This is a genomic window from Phenylobacterium sp., from assembly GCF_030679875.1.
In the GTDB taxonomy this organism is placed as follows: Bacteria; Pseudomonadota; Alphaproteobacteria; order Caulobacterales; family Caulobacteraceae; genus Phenylobacterium.
In genome coordinates this window covers 1-12,220 of record NZ_JAUXSP010000020.1, presented here as the reverse complement: position 1 = coordinate 12,220, position 12,220 = coordinate 1, and the positions used below count along the sequence as shown (strand labels likewise).

11 protein-coding genes and 1 pseudogene are annotated in these 12,220 nt (G+C 68.7%); 5 read left to right on the top strand and 7 right to left on the bottom strand.

The window, feature by feature from the left end; all coding sequences use genetic code 11:
* A pseudogene (locus Q8K84_RS13465) lies at positions 1-577 on the top strand (TonB-dependent receptor); the annotation flags it as partial.
* A gap of 40 nt (positions 578-617) precedes the next feature.
* Here Q8K84_RS13465 and Q8K84_RS13460 read toward each other — a convergent pair.
* Positions 618-1,634 carry an NAD(P)-dependent alcohol dehydrogenase gene (locus Q8K84_RS13460; RefSeq protein WP_305283206.1) on the bottom strand — a complete coding sequence of 339 codons (1,017 nt, stop codon included), beginning with the start codon at positions 1,632-1,634 and terminating at the stop codon, positions 618-620.
* Here Q8K84_RS13460 and Q8K84_RS13455 point away from each other — a divergent pair.
* Entirely contained in the window at positions 1,633-2,331 is a 699-nt protein-coding gene (locus Q8K84_RS13455; protein WP_305283205.1) for a hypothetical protein, read from the top strand. The genes Q8K84_RS13460 and Q8K84_RS13455 overlap by 2 nt on opposite strands.
* Here Q8K84_RS13455 and Q8K84_RS13450 read toward each other — a convergent pair.
* Both Q8K84_RS13450 and Q8K84_RS13445 read right to left on the bottom strand, forming a co-directional pair.
* Positions 2,312-3,475 (bottom strand): MFS transporter, encoded by a 1,164-nt coding sequence (locus tag Q8K84_RS13450; RefSeq protein WP_305283204.1) that lies wholly within the window; start codon positions 3,473-3,475, stop codon positions 2,312-2,314. The two genes, Q8K84_RS13455 and Q8K84_RS13450, sit on opposite strands and share 20 nt — an antisense overlap.
* Positions 3,476-3,523: 48 nt before the next feature.
* The gene (locus tag Q8K84_RS13445; protein ID WP_305283203.1) at positions 3,524-4,555 is read right to left on the bottom strand and encodes a DUF1176 domain-containing protein; all 1,032 of its coding nucleotides are present in this window, start codon (positions 4,553-4,555) and stop codon (positions 3,524-3,526) included.
* A 100-nt stretch (positions 4,556-4,655) separates the two neighbouring features.
* On the opposite strand from Q8K84_RS13445, the gene Q8K84_RS13440 reads away from it, so the two are divergent.
* Positions 4,656-5,030: a DUF423 domain-containing protein gene (locus Q8K84_RS13440; RefSeq protein WP_305283202.1), complete on the top strand. Its 375-nt coding sequence runs from the start codon at positions 4,656-4,658 to the stop codon at positions 5,028-5,030.
* On the opposite strand, the gene Q8K84_RS13435 is transcribed toward Q8K84_RS13440, so the two are convergent.
* Entirely contained in the window at positions 5,027-6,229 is a 1,203-nt protein-coding gene (locus Q8K84_RS13435; RefSeq protein WP_305283201.1) for a multidrug effflux MFS transporter, read from the bottom strand. The two genes, Q8K84_RS13440 and Q8K84_RS13435, sit on opposite strands and share 4 nt — an antisense overlap.
* Before the next feature lie 99 nt (positions 6,230-6,328).
* On the opposite strand from Q8K84_RS13435, the gene Q8K84_RS13430 reads away from it, so the two are divergent.
* On the top strand, positions 6,329-7,324 hold the full coding sequence (locus Q8K84_RS13430) for an alpha/beta fold hydrolase (RefSeq protein ID WP_305283200.1): 996 nt from the start codon (positions 6,329-6,331) through the stop codon (positions 7,322-7,324).
* An 8-nt stretch (positions 7,325-7,332) separates the two neighbouring features.
* Positions 7,333-8,325 carry a prolyl aminopeptidase gene (gene pip, locus Q8K84_RS13425; RefSeq protein WP_305283199.1) on the top strand — a complete coding sequence of 331 codons (993 nt, stop codon included), beginning with the start codon at positions 7,333-7,335 and terminating at the stop codon, positions 8,323-8,325.
* Positions 8,326-8,349: 24 nt separating this feature from the next.
* Here the strand turns inward: pip and rodA are convergent, their stop codons facing one another.
* From rodA to Q8K84_RS13410, 3 genes are read right to left on the bottom strand one after another with little or no spacing between them, the layout of a single operon-like run.
* Complete coding sequence (gene rodA, locus Q8K84_RS13420) at positions 8,350-9,504, bottom strand: rod shape-determining protein RodA (RefSeq protein WP_305283198.1); 1,155 nt, start codon at positions 9,502-9,504, stop codon at positions 8,350-8,352.
* Positions 9,501-11,480, bottom strand: a complete 1,980-nt coding sequence (gene mrdA, locus Q8K84_RS13415; protein WP_305283197.1) for a penicillin-binding protein 2 — start codon at positions 11,478-11,480, stop codon at positions 9,501-9,503. Before mrdA ends, rodA begins: the two co-directional genes overlap by 4 nt.
* Positions 11,481-11,492: 12 nt before the next feature.
* Entirely contained in the window at positions 11,493-12,005 is a 513-nt protein-coding gene (locus Q8K84_RS13410) for a hypothetical protein (protein ID WP_305283208.1), read from the bottom strand.
* Between the last annotated feature and the right edge of the window lie 215 nt (positions 12,006-12,220).

Here is a 12,220-nt window from a genome sequence, read left to right as displayed (position 1 = left end):
TCCGCCCATGGGCGGACGCGGCGGTCCAGGCGGACGCGGCGGCCCAGGCGGCCCAGGCGGAGGCGGAGGCGGGTTCGGCGGTGGCGGTGGACCCCGCAGCGGCGTCTTCCAGGTCGGGCTCTATCATACGCTGGCCCTGCGCGATGAGGTGCAGATCGCCTCAGGCCTGCCCAAGCTCGACCTGCTGGACGGAGCGGCCCTGGGGTCAGGCGGCGGGTCGCCGCGCCATCAGCTGGAGCTGCAGACCAACTATTCGAAGTCCGGTCTCGGGGTCTCCATGAACGCCAACTGGCAGAGCGCCACCAGCATCTCCGGCAGCACGCCCGACGGGGATTTGGAATTCTCCGACTTCGCCACGATCAATCTGCGCCTGTTCGCCGATCCCGGCCGTCAGCGCTGGGCGCGGGACTATCCCTGGATGCGCGGCGCCCGGGCGACCCTGTCCATCGACAACCTCTTCGACAATCGCCAGGAGGTGCGCACCGGCGACGGCGCCATCCCGATCACCTACCAGCCCGACCTGCTCGATCCGGTCGGCCGCACGGTCCGCCTGACCGTGCGCAAGCTGATCTTCTGACGGCCAGGCGGCCGGCGTCACCGCCGGCCGCCGCGCGCCTTTAGAACTCCAGGACGATCTTGCCGAAGTGCTCGCCGCCGGCCATGGCGGCGAAGGCTGATTTCGCCTCGGTCCACGGGAAGACCTTGTCCACCACGGGCTGAATCTGGTGCAGCTCGATGGCCTTGCACATGGCCTCGAACATGTCCCGCGAGCCTACGAACACGCCCTGCATCTTCGCCGCATTGCCAATCAGCACGGCCGGGTTGATGCCCGCCCCGCCCTGGGCCACCACCCCGATGATGGCGATATGGCCGCCGATGCGGATGGCCTTCAGGCTCTGGTCGATGGTGCCCTGGCCGCCCACCTCCATGATGAAGTCCGCGCCAACCCCGCCGGTCGCCTCGCGCACGGGCTTGGACCATTCGGGAACCTCGCGATAATTCACCAGGTGGTCGGCGCCCAGGGCCTTGGCCCGGGCCAGCTTCTCGTCCGAGGACGAGGTGATGAGCGCGCGCAGCCCTGCGGCCTTGGCGAACTGCAGGCCGAAGATCGACACCCCGCCCGTGCCCTGCAACACCACCGTGTCGCCCGGTGACAGGTCGGCGTCCTCGAACAGGGCCCGCCAGGCGGTCAGGGCCGCGCACGGCAGGGTCGCCACCTGCTGGTCGGTGAGAAAGTCCGGAACCTTGGACACCCCCTCCTGACTGAACACCGCCAGCTCGCGGCCAGCGCCGGGGATAGGCGAGCCGAGCGCCGTCATCGCCTTCTCCAACGTCGGGGGACCTGACAGCCAGCCCTGGAAGAACATCGTCGCCACCCGGTCACCGACCTTGACCCGGGTCACGCCCTCGCCGACGGCCTCGATCACCCCGCAGCCGTCGGAAAACGGCGTCACCGAACCCCCGCCGGCCGAGCCGCGGCTGTACATGCCATTGATCATCAGGAGGTCGCGGTAGTTCAGGGACACCGCCTTCATCCGCACCAGAACCTCACCGGGGCCGGGCTTGGGCTCCGGCGCTTCGATGATCGTCAGATGGTCTGGGCCCCAGGGCTCGGCGGCTTGCAGTGCGCGCATGATCTTCAACTCCGATGTTTGCGTCAGTTTCGGCGGGCGCCCCTGGGGCATTCAAGGGCGCCTGGTCTATATTGGCTCCATGACCTCCCCTCGCCTGCTCCTCTGCGGCTTCGGCAGCTTTCCCGCCGCCCCGCTCAATCCGTCCGCCGCCGTCATCGCCACCCTGGCCCGTGAGGCCTGGGCGCCGACCGGGGCCGAGGTCGACTATCTGACCCTGCCCGTCCAATGGCAGGGGGCGGCCGAGACGATCCTGCGCGCGGTTCAAAGTCGTCCGGCGGACGGCATTCTCGTGGTCGGGGTGGCGGTGGAGGCCGAGGCGTTCCGGGTCGAGACCTTGGGCCGAAATGTCGCCAGCTCACAGCGCCCCGACCAGGCCGGCCGCGTCTGGGGTTCAGCCTGCGTGGCCGAGACCGGCGAGGACGCGATCGCCTCGACCGCGCCCTGCCAGGCCATGGCCTCGGCGCTCGAGACCGAGGGCCTGCCTGTCACCCTGTCGCAGGACGCCGGCGATTATCTGTGCAACTTCACCCTCTACCGGCTGCTGCATACGCAGGCGGCGGCTCATGTCGGCTTCCTGCATGTGCCCCAGGCTCGCGAGTGCGCAGACGCCGCCGCCTTCGACCTGGCTCAGATCCGCCAGGCGGTGTGCGCAGCGGCCGCCGCCTTCTGCGCCGACCTCAGCCGTCCAGCCGCCTGACGCCATAGAGCCGCAGGGCGCCGGCCAGGCCCAGGGCCGACATGGCGGCCATGGCGAAATAGCCATAGGCCCCCACCGCGTCATAGAGGCCGCCGGAGACGATGGTCGCCAGGCCGATCAGCAGGCCGCCGGAAAAGGCCGAGTTCATGGTCTGGGCCGAGGAGGCGTTGGCCGGGGTCGACAGCCGCTCCACCAGTTGCAGCGAGGCCATGAAGGTGGCGGCGAAGCTCAGCGCATGCAGGGCCTGAATCGGAAACAGCAGCCAAAGCGGCGGCGACAGGGCCAGGGCCCCCCAGCGCACCACAGCCGCCGCGCCGCCGATCACCAGCAGCCGCCGGGGGCCGATGGCGCGCCGCCACGGCTCCATGAACCAGAGGAAGCCGATCTCCACGGCGACCCCGAACCCCCAGAGCACACCGGTGAGGCTTTCAGGGATGCCCTGCGCCTTCCAGACCAGGGCCGAGAAGCCATAATAGAAGGCGTGGGCGGACTGGATCAGCCCCACCGAGACCACCGCCAGCATGAAGCCCCCGTCCCGCACCAGGCCGCCCAGGCCCGACAGCCGGTCAGCCAGGGCGATGCGGCCGCCCTCCTCCCGCACCGGGTCGGGGGGCAGCAGGTAGCGGGCGCCGAGCGCGGTCAGGAGGGCGGCCACGACGATCCAGGCCAGGACCAGATCGGCGGGCCCCTGCACCAGCAGCAGCCCCATCACCACATTGGCGAGGATGAAGGCCGCCGAGCCGATGCCCCGGGGCCAGCCATAGTTGAAGCCGTTCCGCCGGGCCCGGGCCAGGACGATCACATCGGTCAGCGGCGAGACCGTCGAGATCGCCGAGGCGGCCACGAACCAGACGGCGAACCACCACCAGAAGCCGAACGGCGCCGCCATCAGGACGTAGGCGACGGTCGCCAGGGCGCCCATGAGGATCAGGGGCGTTCGGCGCAGGGAAAAACTGTCGGCCCAGACCCCGATGGCCGGGGCGGTGATCATCCGGGCCATCATCGGCGCCGACAGGATCAGGCCGATCTCCGCCCCCGCCAGACCCTGACGGGCGAACCAGATGGGGATGTAGGGCGCGCTGGCGCCGGTGCCCACGAAGATGGCCGAGTAGAACAGGCCCAGACGCAAGGGCAGCGAGGGCATGGGGCAAGCCTGCGGGGCGATTGACGCCCCGCAGGCTCTAATCTGAGTCTAGCGTGACTGGTAGCTGACCGGCCAATAGTCCGGCAGGACGCCCTGGCACTCGGGCATCAGGATCTGATGCTGGGCGGCGAACGCCTCGCCGGTCCAGACCCAGCGGGTCACGGCCCCGCAATCGCCCAGACCCCGGCCCTTGTCGAAATTGGTCAGGGTCTGGGCCTCGGGATCGAAACTGATGTTCATCAGCTCCGAGGTGGTTTCGCCGCTCGGATAGGTCAGCTCCAGGGGGCGCGCCTCGCCGCCAGCCTCATTGGTCAGGAACAGCCGGTAGATGACGTTGTAGGCGCCCCGGGAGCAGACCACCCCCCAGAAGAGCTTGCCCTGGACCAGCCGGGCGATCTCCGGCTCGATCCCCAGATCAAAAATGTCGTCGTCACAGTCCCGCAGCTGCGCCTGTAGCGCCGGGGACGGCGCCCGCGGCAGGCGGGTCTGGCCAACGGCCGCCGCAGCCTTGACCACCGGCGGTTGGGGCGGAGCGGGAACCGCCGAAGCCGGGCGCGGGCCCTTCGCCACCAGGGCGCTGCTGGTCCCGGCCCGCTTCTGTCGGTCATCGACGAAACGCAGGGCCGCGCTTGAACCGCTCAGGGAAATGACGGCCGCAGGGTTCTGGCCCTCCACCAGGGTCAGCGTCCGCCCGTTCACCAGCACCGCCAGCAGTTCCCGGGTCTGGGCCGGAGTCAATTCGGTGAGCCGGCGCTCGGGGTCACTCTCCATGGGCGTGGCCGGCACGGCTGCGAGACCGGATGGCGCTGCGCCGTCCACCGCCAGGCGTAGGCTGGCGGCCTCGGTCCCGGCGGTGATCAGGGTGATCCTGGGCGGCGCATCGGGCGCCGCATCTCGGCTCAACTGAAGAAGCGCCGCGCCGCCCGTCTCGCCGAGTTCGCCAAAACCCATGGCGGCGCAGTTGCGGACATTGTCGCAGACCACGGCCCAGTCGCCGAAACTGCCGCTGTCGGCCTTGGCCGCCCCCCCGATCGCCAGGATGATCGCCGTCGCCGCAAGACCGCTGTTTCGCCAGCCCATGATCTGTCTCCTCGCACCGGCGTCAGATTCGCCAAGGCCGTGGCGCGGGACTATTCCAGCCTCACGCCACCGAACCCAAGTCATACCGCAGGAACATCTCATGAGCATCGATCGGATCTGGCTGGGACTGGCCGGCCTGGGAGGTTTCCTGGCCGTCGCGATCGGCGCCTTTGGCGCGCACGGGGTGAGTGATCCCCAGGCCAAGGCCTGGATGGACACCGGCGCCACCTATCTGATGGTCCACAGCCTGGCGGTCTTCGCCGCAGGCCATGTGGCGGCTCGGGGCGGCTGGCTGGCGCGGATCGCGCCGCCCTTCTTTCTGGGCGGCGGGGCGATTTTTTGCGGGACGCTCACGGCCATGGCGCTGGGCGGGCCACCGATCCTGGGGGCGGTGACTCCGATCGGCGGGCTGATGTTCCTGATCGGCTGGCTGGTGCTGGCGGTCGCCGCCTTCCGGCTGAAGCCGACAACCTAGCTTCGGTTGGGCAGGGCCAGACCGCGCAGGGCGAGGGCCGAGCCGGCCAGCGCCAGGGCCATGGCGATCCCCATGGGCCCCGGCGTGCCGTCATAGGCCAGGCCCGTCAGGCTGGCGGCCACCGCCCCGACCCCGAAGGAGGCCCCACCCATCAGGGCCGAGACCGAGCCTGACCGGCTGGGATCGACGCTCAGCGCCCCGGCCATGGTGTTGCCCTGGATGAATCCATAGGTGGCCAGGATCAGGAACAGCAGCGGCAGCACGCTCCAGCGCTCGCCAATCCCCGTCACCGCCGCCAGGGCCAGCAGCAGGCCAAGGCCCACGGCGATCTGGCTGGCGCGGGCCAGCACCTGGTCGGGCCCTGCATATCTCAGCAGGTAGCGATTGACCTGGCTGGCCCCGATCACGCCCGCGGCGTTGAGGCCGAAGACCCAGCCAAAATTGGCTGGCGAGATTCCATAGACCTCGATCAGCAGCACCGGCGAGGCGGCGATATAGGTGAACAGGGTCGCCCCGTTGAGCGCCCCGGCCAGGGCGTAGCCCACCAGCCGACGCTGACGCAGCAGGGCTGCGAAGGCGGAGAACGGGTTTTCCGCCCGGGCCTGGGCGGCGGTGGCCTCTGAGCGGCTTTCTTCCAGGCGAAACAGCGCGAACGCTCCGACGATCAGGCCGAACGCCACCAGCACCCAGAAGATCGCCCGCCAGCCGGCGAGCTGCAGGATCACGCCCCCCAGGAGCGGCGCGACAATCGGGGCGATCCCCATGATCAGCATCAGCAGAGACAACATCCGGGCCGTCTCGGTGTGGTCGAACCGGTCGCGGACAATGGCCCGGGCCACGACCCCGCCGGCGCAGCCCCCCAGGGCCTGGACGAAACGGGCGGCGATCAGCATGTCGGGACCCGTGGCCAGCGCGCAGGCCACGGTGGCCGCCACATAGACGGCGATCCCGGCCAGGATGGGCCCCCGGCGGCCAAACCGGTCCGAGGCCGGGCCGTAGATGAACTGGCCGATCGCCATGCCGGCGAAAAACGCCGCCACCGTCGCCTGGGTCTGGGCGGCGCTGGCCCCCAGGGTCTGGCCGATCTGCGGCAGGCTCGGCAGATACATGTCGATGGACATGGGCGCGAACGCGGTGAGCGCCCCCAGCAGGATCACGAGGCCCCAGGGGGTAGGCGCGGCGGCGGCAGGTCTGCTCATGCCCCTATCTACCCCACAGCCCCGGTGGTGGAAGCCCACACGCTTGCGTCCGCCGCCATATCCCCCCAGTTACCGCCCAGGACCTGACTGGAGCAGCCCATGGCCCCCGCCCTTCCCACCGCCCTGAGCGCGATGATGCCGCCGGTGCAGACCGCCCCGATCAACGGGATTGAGATGGCCTATTACGAGGCCGGCCCCAAGGACGGGCCAGCCATTGTTCTCTGTCACGGCTTTCCCGAAACCGCCTTTTCCTGGCGCCATCAGATCCCGGTCCTCGCCGCCGCCGGCTACCACGTGATCGCGCCGGACCAGCGCGGCTATGGGCTGACCTCAGGCCCTGAGGCTGTGGCCGACTACGACATGGAGCACCTGACCGCCGACCTGGTGGCCCTCCTCGACCACCTGGGCCTCGAAAAGGCGGTGTTCGTCGGTCACGACTGGGGGGGCTTCGTGGTCTGGCAGATGCCGTTGATGCATCCCGACCGCTGCGCCGGGATCATCGGCCTCAACACGCCATACCAGCCCCGCTACCGGGCTGAGCCCATCGAGCTGTTCCGCCAGGTCTATGGTCCGGACATGTACATCGTCTGGTTCCAGACCCCGAACGAGCCTGATCAGGTCCTGGCCGCTGACGTCGAAAAGACCATGCGCTTCTTCCTGCGCAAGCCCGCCGCCCTGCGCGCCTCCAGCGAGACGAAGAAGGGCGGCTCAAGCTTCGCCTTCGCCGCGGGCCTGGCGGCTTTCGACCCGGCCACCGACAAGAGCCAGTTCCTCAGCGACGAGGAGATGGCGGTCTATGTGGCCCTGTTCGAACACAGCGGTTTCACCGGCCCAATCAACTGGTACCGTAACTTCACCCGCAACTGGGAGCGGGGGGCTGAGCTTCCCACCCGCATCGACGGCCTGCCCTGCCTGATGATCATGGCCGAGAAGGACGCCGTCCTGCCGCCCTCCATGGCCGACAAGATGGGCGATCACATTTCTGACCTTGAGAAGGTGCTGGTGACCGAGTCCGGGCACTGGACGCAGCAGGAGCAGCCGGAGGCGGTGAACACCCACATCCTCGACTGGATGCGGCGGCGTTTCCCAGCGTAAATACGCACATGGATCGCCCCTCCCCCTCCGCCGCCGTCTCATCCCCCGCCCAACGTCGCGGGCTGTTCTCCGAGAACGAGCCGTTCGCCCATGGCTGGCTCGCCACCGAGAGCGAGCACGAGGTCTATTACGAGGAGTGCGGGAACCCCGACGGCAAGCCCTGCCTGATCCTGCACGGCGGGCCTGGCGGGGCGATCAATCCCACCATGCGACGGTTCTTTGACCCCGCGAAGTGGCGCATGGCCCTGTTCGACCAGCGGGGTTGCGGGCGCTCCCATCCCAATGCGCGGCTGGAGCACAACACCACCTGGACCCTGATCGCCGACATCGAACGGCTTCGGGTCAAGCTGGGGATCGAGAAGTGGACGGTGTTCGGCGGCTCCTGGGGTTCGACCCTCGCCCTGGCCTACGCCATCACCCATCCCGACCGGGTCGAAGGCCTGGTGCTGCGCGGCGTCTTCCTGCTGACCGAGCGCGAGCTGCGCTGGTTCTACCAGGACGGCGCCTCCATGCTGTTCCCCGACGCCTGGGCCCACTTCCTGGCCCAGATTCCGGAGGCCGAGCGCCACGATCTGATGGGCGCCTATCATCGGCGCCTGACCCACGCCGACCGGCGGGTGCAGGCCGAGGCGGCGACGGCCTGGAGTCAGTGGGAGGGAGACACCATCTCCATCCGCGGCCCCGAAGCGCGGCCTTCGAAGTTCAATGAGGTGGACTTCGCCATCGCCTTCGCGCGGATCGAATGCCACTACTTCGTCAATCGCGGCTTCTTCCCCGAGGACGGCTGGATCCTGAAGAACATCGACAAGATCCGCGGCATTCCCGGCTGGATCGTCCAGGGGCGGTTCGACGTCGTCACCCCGATGGACGCCGCCTGGCGGCTCAGCCAGGCCTGGCCTGAGGCCAAGCTCGACGTGGTCTGGGACGCCGGCCACGCCTCCACCGAACCTGGTGTGGTCGACGCCCTGGTCCGGGCGACGGACGCGGCGCTCACCCGTTAGCTCTTGGCGCCGCGCAAAGCGGCCTCAGACGAAGGCGCCCTTGCCGCTGGTCACCTCGCTGTAGCGATGGACCCGCACCGACTGCACGAGCCCCCAGCCGATCATCACGGTCAGCATGACCGTGCCGCCATAAGAGAGCAGCGGCATGGGAACGCCCACCACCGGCGCCAGGCCCATGACCATGGCCCCGTTGATCAAGACATAGAGGGTGAAGGTCGCCGTCACCCCGGCCGCCGCCAGTCTGCCGAAGTGACTGTGAGCCAGGGAGGCGGTGCGAAGGGCCATGAAGATCACCGCCGCGAACAGGGCCAGCACCAGGGCGCACCCCAGGAAGCCAAACTCCTCGGCCAGGGTGGCGAAGATGAAGTCGGTGTGCTTTTCGGGCAGAAAATTGAGCTGGCTCTGCGAGCCCAGGCCATAGCCCTTGCCGAAGAACCCGCCGGAGCCCAGGGCGATCTTGGACTGCAGGATATGGTATCCCGAGCCAGAGGGATCGCTCTCCGGGTCGAGGAAGGTCATCACCCGCTTGCGCTGATACTCATGCAGCACAAACACCACCATGATGGGCACGGCGGCGACGAACGAGATCACTGCGGCGCCAATGACCTTCCAGGACAGGCCCGCCAGCACCACCACCGCCGCCCCGGTCAGGGCGATCAGCATGGCCGTACCCAGGTCGGGCTGATGGGCCACCAGCACAACGGGCGCGGCGATCATGGCGGCCGGAACAATCAACCGCCAGGACAGGCGAGCATCCTCGGCCGAAATGCCGTGATAGAAACGGGCCAGGGCCAGGACGATCCCCACCTTCATGACCTCAGAGGGCTGAAAGCTCATGAAGCCCAGGTCCAGCCAGCGGGTGGCGCCCATACGGGTGTCGCCGACCAGCTCAACCGCCACCAGCAGCAGCAGACCCAGCCCGTAGATGGGATAGGCGAGCGCGAACCAGACCCGGATGTCGAACAGGGCCAGCGCGATCATCAGGACAAAGCAGAAGCCGAACCGGAACAGGTGCGGACCTGCCCAGGGCTCCCAGGAACTGCCCGCCACCGAGAACATCATCAAGGCGCCGGTCCCCGCCAGCAGGCAGAGCGCGATGGCGAAGGTCCAGTCGATCTGGGTGAACTTGACCACCAGGCGGTCGCGTTCGCCAGGACGACGCAGGGCGCTCATGGTCATGTGGGTTCACCCGGCTCAAGCGGTGGCGGCGCCGCCACAGCCCCGTCCGGCGCCATGCCTACCGGCGGCAGGTCGGTGACATCAGGCAGGGGCATGGGTCGGACAATGCGGGCGCGGATTTCCGGGTCTTTCAGCAGGGCCACCCGCATGACCTCCCGGGCCCGAGGCGCTGCGGCCGTGGCGCCGCCCAGGCCGCCGTGCTGGATGATCACCGAGATCGCGTATCGCGGCTCATCGATGGGCGCGAAGGCGACATAGAGGTTGTGGTCCTTCAGTCCCCACCGGACACTTCGGCTGTCGCGGTTGGCCACGCCGTCATAGCTGCGCACCTGGGCCGTGCCGGTCTTGCCGGCCATCATCACGTCACCGAGCCCAAGCTGACTCTGGCGGAAGGCCGTGCCGCTGCGGTCATTGGCCACCGAGATCATGCCGGCCCGCACATAGTCCAGGTGCTCCTGGGAGAAGGGCAGATTGGGCACCTCGTCCCCAGGCGGCATCTCCACCCCACCCACCGACTTGATCAGGCGCGGATTGAGCTGCTTGCGCCCATTGGCCAGGCGGGCGGTCATCACCGCCAGCTGCAGGCCGTTGGCGGTGATGTAGCCCTGGCCGATGCCATAGCTGACGGAGTCCCCGGGGTGCCAGGTAGGGTCGCGCTTGACCTGGGTCCGCTTCCACTCCCTCGATCCCACAACCCCTGTGCGTTGACCCGGAATGCCAATGTCGAAGGCCTGGCCGAAGCCGAGGGCCTTGGCCGCCCTGGCGATGTGGTCGGGGCCCATCCGCAGGGCGACCTGGTAGAAATAGACGTCACAGGAATTCTTGATGGCGTCGTGCATGTTCTGGGCGCCATGGCCCCCATGCCGCCAGCAGCGCCAGGTCCGTCCGCCGAAACGCCAGCCCCCGGAGCAGTGTATCCGCTCCTCGGGATTGATCCCGGCGCTGAGCGCGGCCAGGGCGGTGGTCATCTTGAAGGTCGAGCCCGGCGGGTAGGTGCCGCTCATGGCCTTGTCGAGCAAGGGCCGGCGCTCATAGTCCGCCAGGGCCCGGTACTCCGCCGTCGACAGGCCGCGCACGAAGCGGTTGGCGTCAAAGCTGGGCGCCGAGACCATGCACAGGAGGTCGCCGGTCCGGCAGTCCATCACCACGATGGCGCCGCTCTCATCCCCCATCACCTCAAGGGCGCGGTTCTGGATGTCCACATCCAGGGTCAGTTCGACCGTCTTGCCCGACACCGCCAGGATGTCCCCGTCGGGATCATTGCGGATCTCGCGACCGCGGGCGTCCACCTCGACCTTTCGCGCGCCCGTTCGGCCACGCAGATCCAGATCGAAGGCCTTCTCCACCCCCTGGCGGCCGATCCGGAAACCCGGATGCAGCAGGATGGCCTCGGAGTTTGGTCCCGTGTCGGTGAGATCCTCGCGGTTCACCTTGGCCACATAGCCGATGACGTGGGCGAACGCGCCGCCATAGGGATAGACCCGCACCTCCCCCATGTCGGCGGTGACATTGGGCATTTCCGGCGCGCGGACATTGATCGCCGAGAACTGCTCCCAGGTCATGTCCTCCATGACCGAGACCGGCACGCGGTTGGGCGTGCGTTCGAACTCGCGCATCAGTCGTTCCTGACGCGCCGCGTCGAGGGGCACGAAGTGGGCCAGGGTCTGGAGTGTGGCGCCAGGCTCGTGCTCGCCGTCCTTCACCACCAGCAGACGGAAATTGGGACGGTTGGTGGCTAGAACCTCGCCATTGCGATCGACGATCAGCCCGCGCGGCGGCGGCACCAGACGGAAGTTGAACTGGTTGGACGCTGAGAGCTTCTGATAGCGCTGGGCTTCCAGGATCTGCAGATGGGCCAGGCGCCCCCCGAGCGCCAGCAGGCCCGCCCCGGCGAAACCGCCCAGCAGGAAGCTGCGGCGGTGGAAGGCCCCCTGCCGCTCATTGACCTCGGAGAAGAAGATGGACGGCTCACTCATCGCCGTCGCCCCCTAACGGAACCGGACATCGGCGTCATCGAACCTGTCGATCAACCGATGCGCAAATGGATAGAGCAGGATTGTGGCGAGGAATTGCCAGAGCATGGCCAGCAGGTTGGGCGTCGCCCGGACGTCCAGCTGGGTGACCAGAAAACCGACCATCTGAGCCACAGCACAGGCCGCGGCGAACCATATCCACATCATCGGCCGGCTCTGGCCGACCATCATGTTCCGCGCGCCCAGCACCGTCCCGTAGGCCACCAGGAGCGACAGGGCCCAGAGCCCCATCGGTCCGCCCCAGAAGATATCCAGGAACAGCCCCATGGTCAGCACGCCAAAAGGGGCCGCCATGGACGGGCGGATCATCGCCCAGGCGAAGGCCGGCGCCATGCAGAAGATCGGCTCAGGCAGCCCCCAGCCGAACACCCGCACGGGGAGACTGAACAGAAGCGTGGCCGCCATGCACTGGAGCATGGGGGCGCCGAGCCAGCGCCAGGGATCGAGCCGGGTCGCGGTCAGGCTCAAAAGACCGGCTCCTCGACCACAGGCGACGCGGGCGGAGTCTCCGCAGGGGGCGGCGCCGGCGCCGGTGTGGGGGCCTTGGCCGCCGGGGCCTTGCTGACCGGCGCCCTTGCTGGGGGTGTCTTTGCAGGGGGCGCTTTTGCGGGGGGCGTCGCTGCTGGAGGCCGCGGCGCCGGCGGTGTCGGGGTGGGGCTGGCGGGCGGCGGCGGCGGCGCGGT